General features: G+C 41.5%; 8 protein-coding genes. 7 read left to right on the top strand and 1 reads right to left on the bottom strand.

Annotated features, from left to right (window positions below; all coding sequences use genetic code 11):
- The first annotated feature begins 26 nt into the window (after positions 1 to 26).
- From I8748_RS33350 to I8748_RS33340, 3 genes are all read left to right on the top strand, one after another.
- The gene (locus I8748_RS33350; protein ID WP_198128751.1) at positions 27 to 725 is read left to right on the top strand and encodes a carbonic anhydrase; all 699 of its coding nucleotides are present in this window, start codon (positions 27 to 29) and stop codon (positions 723 to 725) included.
- Positions 726 to 793: 68 nt separating this feature from the next.
- Complete coding sequence (locus I8748_RS33345) at positions 794 to 2,296, top strand: NADH-quinone oxidoreductase subunit M (protein WP_198128750.1); 1,503 nt, start codon at positions 794 to 796, stop codon at positions 2,294 to 2,296.
- A 230-nt stretch (positions 2,297 to 2,526) separates the two neighbouring features.
- Entirely contained in the window at positions 2,527 to 3,849 is a 1,323-nt protein-coding gene (locus I8748_RS33340; RefSeq protein WP_198128749.1) for a CO2 hydration protein, read from the top strand.
- A gap of 453 nt (positions 3,850 to 4,302) precedes the next feature.
- On the opposite strand, the gene I8748_RS33335 is transcribed toward I8748_RS33340, so the two are convergent.
- A complete protein-coding gene (locus I8748_RS33335) occupies positions 4,303 to 5,658 on the bottom strand; it encodes an AAA-like domain-containing protein (protein WP_198128748.1) in 1,356 nt (451 codons plus the stop codon).
- 515 nt (positions 5,659 to 6,173) lie between these two features.
- On the opposite strand from I8748_RS33335, the gene I8748_RS33330 reads away from it, so the two are divergent.
- From I8748_RS33330 to I8748_RS33315, 4 genes are all read left to right on the top strand, one after another.
- Positions 6,174 to 7,643 (top strand): hypothetical protein, encoded by a 1,470-nt coding sequence (locus I8748_RS33330; protein WP_198128747.1) that lies wholly within the window; start codon positions 6,174 to 6,176, stop codon positions 7,641 to 7,643.
- A 188-nt stretch (positions 7,644 to 7,831) separates the two neighbouring features.
- The gene (locus I8748_RS33325) at positions 7,832 to 9,574 is read left to right on the top strand and encodes a carbamoyltransferase family protein (RefSeq protein ID WP_198128746.1); all 1,743 of its coding nucleotides are present in this window, start codon (positions 7,832 to 7,834) and stop codon (positions 9,572 to 9,574) included.
- Between the two features lie 91 nt (positions 9,575 to 9,665).
- Positions 9,666 to 10,133, top strand: coding sequence for a hypothetical protein (locus tag I8748_RS33320; RefSeq protein ID WP_198128745.1), 468 nt, complete (start codon positions 9,666 to 9,668; stop codon positions 10,131 to 10,133).
- Between the two features lie 206 nt (positions 10,134 to 10,339).
- On the top strand, positions 10,340 to 16,876 hold the full coding sequence (locus tag I8748_RS33315; RefSeq protein WP_198128744.1) for a non-ribosomal peptide synthetase: 6,537 nt from the start codon (positions 10,340 to 10,342) through the stop codon (positions 16,874 to 16,876).
- Positions 16,877 to 17,070: the final 194 nt, after the last annotated feature.

Here is a 17,070-nt window from a genome sequence, read left to right as displayed (position 1 = left end):
GATTTTTCCAGTGTGAGGAGAATACAATGAAAAGAAATGTTTCCAGAAGAAACTTACTGAGATTAGGTGCAGGAGTAGTAGGTACAGGCATAGTAACAGCAGGAGTAAGTTCTGAGTTAGTTTTTCCCCAAAAAGCAGTTGCTAAAGAAGATCTGACTCCTGAACAAGCACTGCAACAACTAATAGAAGGAAATAGCCGATTTGTTAAAAGACAACGAAAAAATCCCAACCAAACTTTTACACGTCTCATAGAAGTTGCTAAAGGTCAAAAACCCTTTGCTTCTATTCTCGGTTGTGCAGATTCACGGGTTCCCTCAGAGATTATTTTTGACCAAGGATTTGGGGATTTATTTGTATGTCGTGTGGCTGGTAATATTGCCACGCCAGAAGAAACCGGCAGTTTAGAATTTGGCAGTTTAGTATTAGGCTCAAAAGTAATTATGGTGGTGGGACATAAAAGATGTGGTGCAGTAGAAGCCACAGTCAAAGGTGCCCAAGTCCCTGGTCAAATTGCTACCTTAGTGGCTGCTATTCAACCCGGTATAGAATCATCCTTAAATCAACCTGGAGATAAATTGGAAAATGCTTGTAAAGCCAACATTTTGTCACAAATAAGAAAATTGAAAACATCCCCTATTCTCTCGCAGTTAGTTTCTGATAAAAAACTCATTATTGCTGGTGGGTATTATGATTTAGATACTGGTCGTGTCACAATAGTTGCTTAGCATTCGATGAATCTCAAACAGAACACTACAAACTTTAAAGTTACCCATTAATTAAACTTAAAATCACTATGCTCAGTGTTTTGATTTGGCTCCCAATTTTGACTGCGGCTGTGATTGCAGTCCTGCCTCTCAGTATTCCTGCCAATCGCGTTCGTTTAGGAGCATTAACCCTTTCTGGAATAATTCTTCTGTGGAATCTTTTCCTACTCTTGAAATTTGACATTAACAATCCAGGGATGCAATTACAAGAGTATCTACCTTGGAATGAAACTCTTGGTTTGAGTTATCAACTTGGGGTTGATGGAATTTCCATCTTAATGCTGATTTTAAATAGTTTGCTCACCTGGATTGCTATCTACAGCAGCAATCAGTACATTGAACGCCCCCGGCTTTTTTATTCCTTAATTTTATTCGTGAGTGGTGGAGTTGCAGGGGCATTTTTAGCAGAGAATTTACTGCTGTTTTTCCTGTTCTACGAACTCGAATTAATCCCCTTTTATCTGCTGATTTCCATTTGGGGTGGTGCAAAACGAGGCTACGCGGGGATGAAATTCCTCATATACACCGCTGTTTCCGGAGCTTTGATTCTGGCAACATTCTTAGGTGTAGTCTGGCTAACTGGTTCCTCCAGCTTTAATTATGATGCAATTTCTACCCAAGGCTTATCAACAGCACTGCAAATTCTTCTCTTAGTCGGAATCATCCTAGGTTTTGGGATTAAAATTCCTTTGGTTCCCTTACATACTTGGTTGCCAGACGCTTATGTTGAAGCTTCCGCCCCGATCGCAGTTCTGCTTGGTGGTGTGTTAGCAAAGCTAGGAACCTACGGCATTTTGCGGTTTGGCATGGCATTGTTTCCCGAAGCTTGGAGTATTCTTGCCCCATCTTTGGCAATTTGGGGAGCAGTCAGTGCTATGTATGGAGCTGTAGTAGCGATCGCTCAAAAAGACATCAAGCGCATGGTAGCCTACAGTTCTATTGGACACATGGGTTACATCCTCCTCGCCACTGCCGCCAGCACCCCCTTAGCACTCGTCGGTGCAGTTGCCCAAATGTTTAGCCACGGTATTATCCTCGCCATCCTCTTCCATTTGGTGGGAGTTGTAGAAACCAAGGTGGGAACCCGCGAATTAGATAAACTCAATGGCTTGATGAGTCCCATACGTGGTTTACCCCTCACCAGCGCCCTACTTGTTTTAGGCGGTATGGCTAGCGCGGGCATTCCCGGTATGACAGGATTTATCGCTGAATTTATTGTTTTCCAAGGCAGCTTCTCTGTTTTTCCTATCCCCACTTTATTGTGCGTAGTCGCAACCGGCTTAACTGCCGTCTACTTTGTCATCCTTCTCAACCGCACCTGTTTCGGCAGACTTGACAGCAAACTTGCTTACTATCCACAAGTTCAATGGTATGAAAAAATGCCAGCCCTCATCTTGGCAGGCCTAATCATCTTCTTGGGAGTACAACCTACTTGGTTAGTGCGTTGGACAGAACCCACAACTACAGCGATCGTTGCAGCCGTTCCTCCCATCGAAAAAGCTGTAACTCCCCAAGTAGCCCTCAAAGAATGAGGGGGAGATGGGCAGAAGGGGAGAATTTAGAATCTTCTTTCTGTCTTGCGCCTTATTTTCAAGCTGGACAGTTATGTGATAAATCACATAACCAGAACATAAAAATATCTCTTCCCAATTCCCAATTCCCATTCCCAATTCCCAATTCCCAATTCCCAATTCCCAATTCCCAATTCCCAATTCCCATTCCCAATTCCCAATTCCCAATATCCCAATTTCCCAAAAGAAATATGGTACAAACTCCAGATAAACCCCTAACTAAATTACCTTCTTCTAATCATGAATTCGCAGAAGTAATTCATCGTTTGGAAGCTGGCGGTTCCATGTTACCGGATACGCCAGAAAACCTCATGCAAATTATCGGCATATATAAAGCTTATGCAGTGCCGATGGATTTTTATTGGCGCGACTTGCTTTATATTGCCGAACGTGTATTTTTAGAACCGTTGCCTTTCTTTAAATATTTCTTGCCCAAAGAATATTTAGAGCGTCACAATCACTATGCAGGTGATGATGCCGATTTACGAATTTGGCGTGGTGAAGCAACTGCCCACCCCGAACTTTTGGCATTTATGGAAAAGGGTGAAACTTTCAAAATGCCAAAGCTACTGCATCACTTGTTTCACGATCGCATCAATATGGAATTTGCCGAAGCTTGTATGCGGGCTATGCTTTGGCATCGTCACATGTACGCACCAGTGAATCAATTTGATGCTTATTTGGATAGCGAAGAGTACAAAGCCAATGCAGACAGGGCAATTAAGGCATACTTCCAAGGCAATCCCCTAATGCTGGGACTCTACAAGCTGTTTCCAGATATGTTTTTAGAACAATGCCGCCAGATGTCTTACTACTCGAATTTGGGCTTGTTCTGGGAAGTTATGGCCCCGGTTTTCTTTGAGATGTCAGACATCTATGATGAAGGCGGCTTTAAAGGCGTCCCCGATGCGATGCAATTTTTGGTGAATGCAATTTTTGCTATGGCAGGGCGTCCCATTTACCACCATGTCTATATTCGCGGCGAATGCTACGAAATTATCCCCAAATCTAAAGGCTTTACCTGGCTTTACGAAGCAGCATTACCCTACGTCGAAGCTGTGTTTTATCGTACTGCTCCTTTCCGTGGTACAAAATCTTACAATGCTCAGGCAGGTCAAGTACCTGATCAGCAAGAAGATTTCCACTATGGTATTCTCTATGCCGATGTATTTCCTGTTGGTACAGCAGGCATTCCACCAACACTATTAATGCAAGATATGTTGCATTTCTTGCCAGAATATCTTGTTGAGTATTATCAAAAACATTGCCGGGGTGAAGATGATATGTTGATTCAGTTGGGAATTACTTTCCAACGGTCAATGTACAATGTCACCTCTGCGGTAATTCAAGCTTTACGAACTGCACTGTTATATCCTTTAGAAGACCAAAATCCCAGGCATTTACAAGCTAATCGGGAATTTTTTGAAATGCAATTAAATCGTTTTTGTCGTGCTGAATATGGTATGCGTGATGCGGCTCGTTTACGAGATATTCAGCGACAGGATTATCGTTAGCAGATCCTCCAAAGCCCCCGAAAGTGCAAACTAAGGCACTCACAATTGAGTACAGAAACTCCGTCCGCTAATGCGGACGGAGTATTTCGCTTCTGCACCCCTACTCAAAAGCTGTCTATTATAGCCGTAGTCACATAGGCAATACCGTTCGGTTAAGACATCTCTTCGTTGAGACAGCAGAGGGGAAAGACTTACTGCAAGTCTTTCCCCTCTGCTCCCCTGTGCCCCTAATCCCCACTCCCTTCGGTCGTGGGGGCCCCGAGTTCCCCTGCTCCCCTGCTTGCCTTCACGAGTAAATTTCTTATCCGAACCGTATTGGTCACATAGGTTAGGACAATGTTCATTGCTAAAAACCTTGAAACATACGTTTCGTAACATAGTTTGGTTTATTTCCACCGACTTACTTAATAAGCGCGGACATGATATGACTATGCAACTTTGACAGACATTAGCTTATAACACTCTGCGGAAATACTCACGATACAAATTGCACCTAGGCATTACCTGATTGTCCTTTCGTTGCACTAATCCCATACTGTGCAACTTATAAATTTGCATTGAATCTAATTCCACTGGCTCAGGTGAAGTAACTACCTTTGTTAACGCTTCCTTTAAACCTTGGGCCTCTTCCGAGTGCAGCGTCTCTAAGTACCGTCGCAAATGGTTGCTGTAAATTCCCGCTTCTGTCGAAGCATCTTGTAATAGCTGCTTTAGCGTTGCCTTTTGAGTGTAAACTTCGTACATTGCTAACCGCACCAGATAAGGATGCCCTCCAACTATATTCATTAACTCCCTTACCTGAGTATCATTCCAATTCAATCCATGAAGGTGAGCTAAATCTGTCACCTGCTTGTGGTCAAATTCCTGCAACATCACTGGTAGTCCCGCATTAAAGGGAGATTGGTTCATGTCTAAGGGAATATAAACTTCGGTAGAATGTGCCATCACCAGCCTGAGTTGTTTCCATTGCTCAGAAATTTTCCCTTTTTCATGCCAGCTTCGCAGCATTCCTAAAAAGTCTTCGACAACTTGGTTATAGGGAAAAATCCGATCTACTTCATCTAACCCTAAAACCAAAGGACAGTCTATTTCTGGCAATAAATACTCCTCAAAATAAACTGTGCAGTTATCATTGCTACCTAAAATCTCTGTATCCCAATAATCTTTTAATCGGTTTTCTAACTTTAACTTCCGACCAACCATTAAACACAACCAGCGCAGAAACTTATCCAAATTCGTTAAAATTCCTCGCTCTACACTACTTAAATCTAAATATACCGTTTGATAATTCTGGGATGCAGCATAAGATAAAACCCTAGTCATTAATGAAGTTTTGCCCATCAGCTTCGGTGCTTTAATGCGAATTAGAGAAGCGGATTTAACAACTGTTTCGTAACAAATAGACTCTATATTATCTCGCTCTATGTAAAAAGGAGAATCCAAAGGAACTGATCCTTCTGGAAATGGTAGCTCTGCTAACGGGGATTGTAGCTGCTTGAGGTTGCTATCAATATGTGGAAATAGTTGTCTTCCCCAAGCTCTCTCTAGCGCTCCTTTAAAATTACTCTTTGTTACCTCTTCCCCTAGTGCCTCTGAAAGCTTTTGCCATAGCTGAGGGCCGATATCTCCCCTGAGATAGTTGACAGAAAGATGGGACTGCTCAGCCATCTTTTCATAGGTCAGACCCTCCCAGGAGCCTCGAAGCACTTTCATTTCAATATCTTTAGGGTGTTCTCCAATATTATTGAATACAATTTGCTCTACAACCTGTTTAGCTTTTTCCCAGGTAAAGGCTGATGTTGAATTCATGGATGTTGAGGAAGCAAAAATAACTTCTAACAATATCCTAAAGTAAAATGGGAGAATTCCAAAAGCATAAAACAGCACCTACAAAAGCTAATAATACGCATCTATCTCAAGTTATAAAAATAACATCTGTATACAAAGCTGCTAAAAAGCACTTAACATCTGATTACTGAATTGACTAGCCCTATTAACCTGACTTTAGCCAATATTTTCATACCTATAGGCTACTACAGCTAGTTACTTCAGCCTAAAAATACCTGATTTTTCCCCATTGTACTATTTTGAATTTAATAGGAATCTAAATTACATCAAGAGTTTACAAAAACAACCAATGTAAAAGTAATTCTTTTCGTGTTCTTCTTCGCGTCTACCTTTGGGGTTATGCTTTGCAGTATGCATTTTTGGGTAAGGCAAAAAAAAGATTTCTGCCAGAGGTCTAATATATTTGATTGACCTCAACTATAGATATATCTCAATAAATCAGATAGTTTTGTTGTCCAAATTAGAGGAAGATTGTAATGAGTAAGGGAAATGTTGAGCAATTTTTGGAAGCATTAGGTGCATTTGAATCGGGTAAAGCGTCAGGAGATCCACTACAGTATAGTGCCCAGAACCAATATACTAACGCCACAGGCAAATACCAATTTACAGAAGTAATATTTCTAGATCTTGGTTATTACAACAGCGATGGTAATAATTATGATGGAAATTTTAATGGCAGCTGGACAGGCAAGAATGGAGTGAGTAGTCTAGACTCTTGGAAAGCAAAAGCTGCTGTTCAAGAAACAGCAATTAGAGAAGCTTTTAACAAAAACTATGGTTATGTTAATGATGGTTTGAGTAACCAGGGAATTAACTCAATTGACCAGTATCTAGCCAATTCTGCCAACCAAGTAATAAAGACAGTAAAATTTTACCAATTAAATAATGACCGTACAGACTTTCTCAAAGATGCTCAGGGAAACCGAATAATCAATACACAACAAGTCAGTATCTCCTTGTCTGGTATCTTAGCAGGGGCACATCTTCGCGGCGGTTATGGTATTGCAGAAATTTTAGTTAAGTTGAATAACCAAAAACAATTCGACTTTACTGCCTCAGAATTCAATCTGGATTACTACAAGACTTATATTGTAGATGAAATTAACACACCAGTTTTTAAGTATCTCAATGATTTCGGTGGGTATGATGTTAAGAAAGCAGATTTCTCTCTTGGCAGTTATGGGAATACGACAGATTATGTTCTGTATGGCACTCCCAATAATAATACTATAAATGGTGGTTCTGGAAATGACAAAATCAATGGTGGTTCTGGTTATGATTCCCTGATTGGTGGTAGAGGGAATGACATTCTTGATGGTGGTTCAGGCAATGACATTCTTGATGGTGGAGAGGGAAATGATATTTTGCGAGGAACTAATCAAAATAGTAGTTTTCGTAGTGATGTTGATACACTTACAGGCAGACAAGGTGCAGACACTTTTGTTTTAGGGACTTATTTATCCAATGGAATTAATGACATATTTTATAGCGGGTCAGGTGTTGCTCATATTACTGACTTCAACAGAACACAAGGAGATAAAATTCAAGTTGCCGGAAATAAAGTAGACTACTCAATTAGGTACAATAATGGCAATGCATATATCTATTACAAAGGCAATGAAATAGCTAAAGTCTTCAAAAATACAAATCTTTGTTTAGCTTCAGACTTTCAGTTTCTCAGCCCATCCATTGAAATTTTTGAAAAGTCTAACTATCAAGGTAAAAGTTTAAAACTTAGTCCAGGTCGCTACGATTACAACTACATTAGTACTTACTTTGGTAATGATATTCTCAGTTCGCTGAAAGTATCTAATGGGTTGTCAGTTAGGCTTTACGACAATGGTGATTTTCAGGGTAAAACTCTAAATATTACCAGTAATACTTCTTATGTAGGTAATAGTTTCAATGATTTAACTTCTTCCATAGAAGTTACACCAATTTTTTGAAATTAATTGGTTGGAAACAGGTATGGCAACAAAAAATGTAATAAATTCTCAAGATTGAAAGCTTTGTAATAGCTTTATTTTGTTGCCTAGCTTATCTTTTAATTCATCATATTCACTAAATTGAAAAGATAAGTGTTTACCTGATTATAAGTCAACAAGATTGATTTAATCAATTCAAGGAGAAGTGTATGAATCGCTATTATATAGGTTTAGCTAATACCTGTCACGATCCAGCGATCGCCATCGTTGATTCTACAGGCAAAGTCATGTTTGCAGAAGCCTTAGAACGTTATCTACAGAACAAAAGAGCTTGGGATGTTCAACCGGATAACTTTAATCAAATTGTGCAACTGATTGAAACTTACTGCGACCCCAAGGCAGAGTTTGTAGTGTCCACGACTTGGAACTTTGATACCTGGCAAGTTTATTTACATCAATTGTACTTTTACTTCTATTTGGGTATAGAAGGTACTAAAAGCATTATGCAACCTTCCTGGAAACAGCTTTTGTCCCATCAGCAAAACTTCGATTGGTTGGCTGTTCTCCAGTTTACAGCGCTGTTAAAAACAGGGAGAAATTTAGCCTTTCAAATGCGATCGCGATTCAACAGCGATCGCATCCTCTTCAAGCGATACCGACACCACCTGACTCATGCAGCCACTGCTTGCTATAGCAGTCCCTTCACTGAAGCTGCTTGCATGATTGTAGATGGCGAAGGTGAAAAAGGCTCGCTCAGCTGCTACAGCTATAGAAACGGACAATTAAAGCTTATACAAGAGTCCACAGCTACCGGTAGTTTAGGAGTTTTGTACGCCCAAATTACTGAACTTTGCGGTTTTGATTGGCGCAAGGGTGAGGAGTGGAAAGTGATGGGTTTAGCACCTTACGGCAAAGTTAATCCTGAACTGTACAACTTAATCCGCTCGCTGATTGAAGTTAAGGACTGTAGTCTAAAATTTGCCCCTCCCCGTCAGATGGCTAGTATATTCGCCGACCTCAAGCGTAAAGCAGCGCCTGCTAGCGCTTCCTATTGGGAAGTAGTAGACCTAGCCGCTAGTGGACAAAAGGTATTTAGTGATGTGATGGAGGAACTTCTCAACAACTTCTATAAATTAGGCATTTCCGACAATCTGGTTTTAGGTGGGGGATGTGCATTAAATTCATCATTCAACGGTACCCTCCTCGAAAAAGTCCCCTTCAAAGCCTTGCACGTTCCCTCCGCGCCAGCAGACGACGGAAATGCAATTGGTGCAGCTTTACTAGCCTATTATGATGATCATCCAAACGAATCACGCCAACCCAGTTTTCAATCACCTTATCTAGGTTCCGCCATTAATGAAAAATCGCTGCACAATCTACTTAAGTTTGGTAAGATTTCGCGAGTCCGCCACTTACCAGGCACTGTACATTTAGAAGCAGCAGAGTTGCTATCTCAGGGTAAATTGTTGGCATGGGTTCAAGGACGCGCTGAATTTGGCCCCCGCGCACTAGGCAATCGCTCTATCCTTGCAGATCCTCGTTCTCCAAATATGAAAGAAGAAATCAACAAGCGGGTCAAATTCCGTGAAGAATACCGACCTTTTGCTCCATCTATCTTGCATGAGTTTGGACACAAATACTTTGAAAACTACCAAGAATCACCCTATATGGAACGCACCCTCTCCTGGCTACCAGAAGTTAGAGAGCAAGTACCAGCGGTAGTTCACGTCAATAATACCGGGCGTTTGCAAACAGTCAAGCGGGAATGGAATGAAAAATATTACAACCTAATTGAAGCTTTTTATGAAATTACAGCTGTACCAATTATTCTCAATACTAGCCTCAACGTGATGGGTAAACCAATTATCCACACTGTTGAAGATGCTATTAGCGTATTTTATACAACTGGTCTTGATGCACTGGTTATTGAAGACTATCTGATTGAAAAGTAATACCATTTTGGATTTTAAATTTAAGATTTTGGATTTCAGTCCAAATCTTAAATATTAAATCTCAAATTCTCTCGTCAAAATTATCAAGATTATGTCCCGATGTACAAATTCATCTATTCCTGAAAATGTGATACCTGCTTTAGCAAAGTTACAATCCGAGGTAGAAAAGGTTGAAAATTCCTTGTTAGAATTACGCCAGAAAAAGCAAGAGATTATGCAAAATCAGTTAAGTGCCGGTATTCAGAAGTTGGCAACTCTAGCTAATAATATCAATACTCTATCTAATAGTATTGAAAGTGAGATTTTGAATTTTCAAGCTACTGCTATTGAGGTTAATCGTCTTTATCAGACTATGCAAGATTCTCCTATTTTTAAAGGACTGATAGAGGAGAAATCGATACGGCTCCCTCGGATACCTCTGAATATCTGGGAAATTGATGATCCAGCTATTTTTGTTCCTACTGTGATTAGGAGTAAATCTCAGTTCATCTTGACGGCAAAGTCTGTTGATATCAATAAACAAGAGATGATGCTTCAACAAGTTGATAGTGCTGATTAACTGTAACGGGTGCTAATACCAATTCTCCGTAAACTTGAGCTTAATTATTAGACTTCTTGCATAAATCTTTTTTTGTCTCACGCAAAGGCGCAAAGAACGCAAAGTAAGAGGTAAACAAGAGGAATGGGAAAGTTGATTTATCTGGACTAATTTTTGCAATGGAGAGTCCACAGGAAGTTTGTATTCAATTTTGAGAGTCATCGCCCATGATTATTACATCTGATAACTTGAATTTGGAATTTTCTCAAGAGATTGCTAATCTAGTAAATCTTCTGCGCTATAGAGCTATCGTTCAACCAAATAAAGTAGCTTTTACTTTTGTAGAGGATGGAGAAATAGAGAAAGCAAGCCTGACTTATGGAGAATTAGATCGGCAAGCTAGGGCGATCGCAGTACAATTACAATCACATGGAGTTGCAGGCGATCGCGCTTTGTTACTCTACCCACCTGGACTAGAATTTATTGCTGCCTTTTTTGGCTGTTTGTATTCGCAAACGGTGGCTGTTCCGGCTTATCCGCCACGGCGTAATCAGAATTTATCACGGTTGCAAGCGATCGCGTCAGATGCGAAGGCTAAGGTTGCACTGACCACAACCTCAGTATTAACCAACTTCCAAAGTCGGTTGGTTGAAAATCCAGAGTTGGCATCTCTGCAATGGTTGGCTACTGATGATCTCAACGGTGAATTGGCATCAAACTGGCAAAAACCAGAAGTGAGTGGGGACACCTTAGCTTTTCTCCAGTACACTTCTGGTTCTACGGGTATACCGAAGGGTGTAATGCTGAATCATCGTAATTTACTACACAATGAGGAAATGATCCGTAGGTCATTCCAACATACTGAAGAAAGTATAGTTGTTGGTTGGCTGCCTCTATTTCATGACATGGGATTAATTGGGAATGTGCTACAGCCTTTGTATTTGGGGATACCAAGCATTCTCATGTCACCTGTAGAATTTCTCCAGCAACCTTTGCGTTGGCTTAAAGCAATTTCTCGCTACAAAGCAACCACTAGCGGCGGCCCTAATTTTGCTTATGACTTGTGTGTTCACAAAATTACGCCAGAACAGCGCCAAGGTCTAGATTTGAGCAGCTGGAGTTTAGCTTTCAATGGTGCTGAATATATTCGGAAAGAAACGCTAGATCAATTTGCAGCTACTTTCGCGCCTTGCGGTTTCCGTCGAGAAGCATTTTACCCCTGTTATGGAATGGCTGAAACCACTTTATTTGTCTCAGGGGGTGAGAAAAAAGCACTACCTGTAGTTTCTCAGGTGGAGGCTGAGGCGCTTGAGCAAAATCTGGTTGTACAGGGTGAAGAACACAACTCTAAGAAAATTGTCGGTTGCGGTCATGCATGGTTAGATGAAAAAATCGTCATCGCTAACCCCAAATCTTTACGAGAATGCTCATTTGGTGAAGTGGGAGAGATTTGGGTGTCAGGTGCAAACGTCGCTCAGGGTTATTGGAACCGACCTACGGAAACAGAAAAAACTTTCCATGCTTTCCTAACAAGTGGTGAAGGGCCATTTCTCCGCACGGGAGACTTGGGATTTATCAAGGATGGTGAATTGTTCGTTACCGGTCGCCTCAAGGATGTAATTATCATCCGGGGTCGCAACCATTACCCTCAAGATATTGAACTAACTGTAGAACAAAGCCATCCAGCACTTAACCCAGGTTGCGGTGCAGCTTTTGCAGTGGAAATCGACGGTGAAGAACGGCTGGTTGTGGTTCAGGAAGTTGAGCGTAGTTATTTACGAAAACTGGATGTCAATCAGGTAGCTGCAGACATCCGTAAAGCAGTGGCGCAACAGCACGAGTTACAAGTTTATGGCGTGGTACTGTTAAAAACTGGCAGTCTCCCGAAGACTTCTAGTGGTAAGATTCAACGTCATGCTTGTCGCAGTGGTTTTATCGCCGGAAGTCTCAATGTTGTGGGTTCGAGTATCCTAGAGCAGACAGATAATTCAGTTGCAGATACTAACATAACTCCAGAGATAGCAGCGATCGCATCGCCGACACAATCCCCACTAGAATTAACATTGCGCGACAAAATCGCCCAAATATTGAAGATTGCTGCATCTGGACTGCAACTAGAACAGCCTCTGCATACCTTGGGTATTGATTCACTACAAGCGATCGCAATTAAAAACGAAATCGAATCTAATTTCGGTCTTGTTTTACCCATAGAAGTGTTCTTGGAAGATATTAGCATTTCTGAATTAGCTGCCCGTATCCGCTCTCAAGAAAGATTACCTTCTCCAAGCATCTCAACTAAATTACAATCTACTGTTCAAATCCAAACCAAGCCACAAATACAAGAAAGTTCCGCCATCACCCACAATCAAGTTGTTGAAGAAGGTTTGCAATTTAGCTTATTTTACTTCTCAAGTAACGAAGCTGAATTTACAGACAATAAATATAAACTTTTGATTGAAGGAGCAAAATTTGCAGACCAAAATGATTTTACTGCGGTTTGGATACCAGAACGACATTTTCACGCCTTTGGCGGACTCTACCCCAATCCTTCTGTATTAGCTGCTGCTTTGGCAATGGTAACTCAGCGGGTTCGCATTCGTGCTGGTAGTGTTGTCTTACCCCTGCAAAATCCCATCCGAGTCGCTGAGGAATGGTCTGTGGTCGATAATTTATCCCAAGGAAGGGTAGATTTGGGCTTTGCTAGAGGTTGGAACCCCAATGATTTTGTACTTTCACCAGATACCTATGCCAATAGTACAGAAGTGTTGTATTCAAGTATTGAAAAAGTACAAAAACTCTGGCAAGGTAAATCAATTTCGTTACTAAATGGCATTGGTCAAGAAACAGAAATTCAAATTTATCCTTTACCCAAACAGCAAGAATTGGCTATTTGGTTAACTTGTAGTGGCAGCAAAGAAAGATTTATTGAAGCTGGAGCCTCTGGATTTAACATTTTAACAGCCCTACTCTTCCAATCCCCTGAAGAATTAGCAGAAAAAATCGCTCTTTATCGACAGTCACGAGCAGCAAATGGTCACGATCCAAATACAGGACGCGTTACCTTAATGCTACATACATTTATCGGCGATGATATTAACGATGTTCGTCAAAAAGTCAGAGAACCATTTATTGAATATCTGAAAACATCTGTGAATTTATGGCGACAAGGTGCAAAAAGTCTAGATGATTTAAACGAGCAACAACGCTCAGACTTATTAGCTTATGCCTTCGAGCGCTACTTTCAAACTAGTGCATTATTTGGCACACCAGAAACCTGTTTGCAAATGGTTAATCGCCTTGAGGAAATTGGTGTTAACGAAATTGCCAGTCTGATTGATTTTGGTATTGATGGCGATTCCGTAATAGCTGGTCTTGATTCTTTGAAAAAACTCAAAGAACTTGCTAATCAGGGCGAAATTCCAGATACAGCTACCACAAAGATTTTTCCTCTTTCTCGCAATCAGCAAGCACTATGGTTTTTGTACAAACTTGCACCAAAAAGCCCAGCTTACAACACTGCATTAACAATCCGTATCTGTGGTAATTTAGATAAACAAGCTTGGCAAAATGCTCTGCAAAAACTAGTAGAGCGTCATCCCATTTTACGAGCAACTTTTACAGAACACGAAAGTGAATCTGTACAAGAAATTCGGTTAGCTCAAAAAATATCTTGTGCAGAAATTGATGCTAGAAATTGGACTGAAGCAAGACTGAAAGAGGAAGTAATAAAAGCCTATCAACTTCCCTTTGATTTGCAGCGAGATTCAGTATTGAGAGCCAGTTTGTTTACTCGTTCTGAACAGGAGCATGTTTTCTTACTAGTAATACATCATATTGTGCGTGATGGCTGGTCAGTGTTAATTTTGCTGGATGAGTTGCAAAAGCTGTACTCGGCTGCGAAAGCAGGTACAAAAGCTTCCCTACCGCCAATCAAATATCACTACAGCGATTACGTACAATGGCAAACGCAGATGTTGTCAGGTGCAGTGGGAGAGCGTCTATGGCAGTATTGGCAACAGAAACTTTCTGGTAAACTACCTATTCTAGAATTACCTAGCGATCGCCCGCGTCCACCAGTACAAACATATCAGGGAGCTTCCCACGTTTTTCAGCTAACTGAAGAAATGACTGCGCGTCTCAAGGGGATGGCTAAAGCCGAGAAAGCTACCCTATTTACACTCCTCTTAGCAAGCTTCCAGGTACTGCTGCATCGCTACACAGGCGCTGAAGATATTCTTGTGGGTTCTCCCTTTGCAGGTAGACAACACACTAAATTTGCTCGGACGGTTGGTCATTTTGTCAACTCTGTAGTTTTAAGAGCAAATCTTGCCGGAAATCCCACCTTCAAAGCATTTTTGGCTCAAGTCAGACAAACAGTATTAGAAGCGATCGCTCATCAAGATTATCCTTTTGCGCTACTAGTAGAACGCTTGCAACCAAACCGGGATCTCAGCCATACTCCTTTATTTCAAGTCAACTTTGTATATCTGCAACAAATCGAGCGATTTGGTAAGACTTTAGAGTTTTTCCTACCTGAAGAAACAGAGGTGGAAATTGACTGTGACGATTTGCAGTTGAAACCTTTTGTGATTCCCCAAGAAGAGGGACAATTTGATTTAACCTTGGAAGTCGTAGAAGCAAGTCAATCTTTATTTGCGGCCTTTAAATACAACACTGATTTGTTTGATCCTAGTACTATCGAGCGGATGGCGGGGCATTTCCAGACAATGCTGGAGGGGATTCTGGCTCAACCAGAACAACCCATTTCCCAACTACCTCTGCTTTCCCAAGCTGAACAACAGCAATTGCTAGTGGAATCTAACCAGACTCAAACAGACTATCCCCAAGACAGATGTATTCATCAGTTGTTTGAAGAACAGGTAGAACGTACTCCCGATGCAGTGGCTGTGGTTTTTGATTCACAACAACTCACCTATCGACAATTAAACGAGCGTGCGAATCAATTAGCAAACTACCTGCGGACTTTGGGTGTGAAACCAGAAGTACTAGTAGGTATCTGTGTAGAACGCTCCTTAGAAATGGTAGTGGGAATGTTGGGAATTCTCAAAGCGGGTGCAGCTTATGTACCTCTAGACCCAGCTTATCCTGATGAACGTCTGAGTTTCATGCTCTCGGATGCTCAAGTGCCAGTATTATTGACACAACAGCAACTTGTTGCAGACTTACCCAACCATGAAGCTGTTGTAGTTTGCCTAGACTCTGACTGGCATCATATCGCTCAGCAAAGTCAGGAAAACCCTATCACTGACGTGACATCTCATAACTTGGCTTACACCATCTACACTTCAGGGTCTACAGGCAAACCCAAAGGCGTACAAATTATACATAACGCTGTGGTGAATTTCTTATGTAGTATGCGCCAACAGCCAGGAATGACCGCAGATGACGTACTTTTGGGAGTGACAACTTTTACCTTTGACATTGCCGTCTTAGAAATTTTTCTGCCAATGATTGTAGGTGCTTGCTTAGTCATGGCAAAGCGTGAAGTCACCATTGATGGTAAACAGTTGTTAGACTTGCTGATCAACTCTGGTGCCACAGTCATGCAAGCTACCCCAGCAACCTGGCGATTACTGCTAGAAGCTGGATGGCAAACTTCCCATAAATTAAAAATACTTTGTGGAGGTGAAGCTTTACCCAGAAAGCTAGCCAACGAATTACAACCTAGAAGTACTTCCTTGTGGAACGTTTACGGCCCCACAGAGACTACCATCTGGTCACTAATTTCGCAAGTCGAATCTGAACAACAATTAATTTCCATCGGCCATCCTATTGCCAACACAGAAGTTTATATCCTAGACCGCCATCTGCAACCAGTTCCCATCGGTGTACCTGGGGAATTACATATCGGTGGCGCAGGCTTAGCGCGAGGCTACCTGAACCGTCCTGAATTGACAGCAGAGAAATTTATTCCCAACCCCTTTTACAGAAGCAGGGGTGCAGGGGAGTGTGGGTGCAGGGGGGGGAGAGAAGACCAATTCTCTAATTCTGCACGGCTTTATAAAACTGGGGACTTAGTGCGTTATCTGGGCGATCGCAGCATTGAGTACCTGGGACGTATAGATTTTCTAGTGAAAATACGTGGTTTCCGCATTGAATTAGGAGAGATAGAGGCTGTACTCAGCCAAGATCCGAGTGTACTCCAAGCAGTAGTTATTGTCCGCGAAGACATTCCTGGCGAACGGCGCTTAGTCGCCTACGTAGTGCCAAATCAGGAACTAGCACCGACAACCACTGATTTGCGTCGTGTCCTCAAAGACAAACTACCTGATTACATGATTCCTTCAGCTTTCGTCATCCTGGAAACCTTGCCACTGACACCTAATGGTAAAGTAGACCGCCGTGCTTTACCAGCTCCTCAAACTTTGCGCCCAGAGATAGCAGCTAATTATGAAATGCCTCAAACCGAAACCGAAATCTTGATTGCAACCATCTGGCAAGAAACACTGCAACTAGAAAAAGTCGGCATTCATGACAACTTCTTTGATTTAGGTGGTCATTCCTTACTCATGGTGCAGATTCATCACAAACTGCAAAAGATGTTTGCCCAAGAGATATCGATGATTGAAATGTTTAAATACCCAACAATCAACTCTTTAGCTAAACACTTAACCCAGAACTTCAGTGAAAAATCTCCTTCTTCACCAACCTACCAACAATCCCCTAATCGTCATATTCGCAGAACTGCCATGAATCAACAAAGACAGTTAAGGACTCAAAATCGCTCATTCAGCAAATCATAAACCTCTTGTATGAATCAGATGATCAAACGCTAAACAAACATAGCAATCCTATCCTTCCTTCTTCTCTCTGCGTTCTCTGCGTCTTGGCGGTTCGTTAAAAAAAAGACATAATCAAATAGTTTTAACCTTAATTGAAAAGTATTGCTCTTTAACGAACCGCCCTCCGGGTTCACCAGTCGCCTACGGCGGGAAAC

This window comes from Amazonocrinis nigriterrae CENA67 (assembly GCF_016056305.1).
In the GTDB taxonomy this organism is placed as follows: Bacteria; Cyanobacteriota; Cyanobacteriia; order Cyanobacteriales; family Nostocaceae; genus Amazonocrinis; species Amazonocrinis nigriterrae.
This window is presented reverse-complemented; position numbering and strand designations above follow the sequence as displayed.

What these genes read in the sequence shown, in the direction of transcription:
- I8748_RS33350 (WP_198128751.1), top strand. Translation starts at nt 27, where the DNA reads ATGAAAAGAAATGTTTCCAGAAGAAACTTACTGAGATTAGGTGCAGGA.
- I8748_RS33345 (WP_198128750.1), top strand. Translation starts at nt 794, where the DNA reads ATGCTCAGTGTTTTGATTTGGCTCCCAATTTTGACTGCGGCTGTGATT.
- I8748_RS33340 (WP_198128749.1), top strand. Translation starts at nt 2,527, where the DNA reads ATGGTACAAACTCCAGATAAACCCCTAACTAAATTACCTTCTTCTAAT.
- I8748_RS33335 (WP_198128748.1), bottom strand. Translation starts at nt 5,658, where the DNA reads ATGAATTCAACATCAGCCTTTACCTGGGAAAAAGCTAAACAGGTTGTA.
- I8748_RS33330 (WP_198128747.1), top strand. Translation starts at nt 6,174, where the DNA reads ATGAGTAAGGGAAATGTTGAGCAATTTTTGGAAGCATTAGGTGCATTT.
- I8748_RS33325 (WP_198128746.1), top strand. Translation starts at nt 7,832, where the DNA reads ATGAATCGCTATTATATAGGTTTAGCTAATACCTGTCACGATCCAGCG.
- I8748_RS33320 (WP_198128745.1), top strand. Translation starts at nt 9,666, where the DNA reads ATGTCCCGATGTACAAATTCATCTATTCCTGAAAATGTGATACCTGCT.
- I8748_RS33315 (WP_198128744.1), top strand. Translation starts at nt 10,340, where the DNA reads ATGATTATTACATCTGATAACTTGAATTTGGAATTTTCTCAAGAGATT.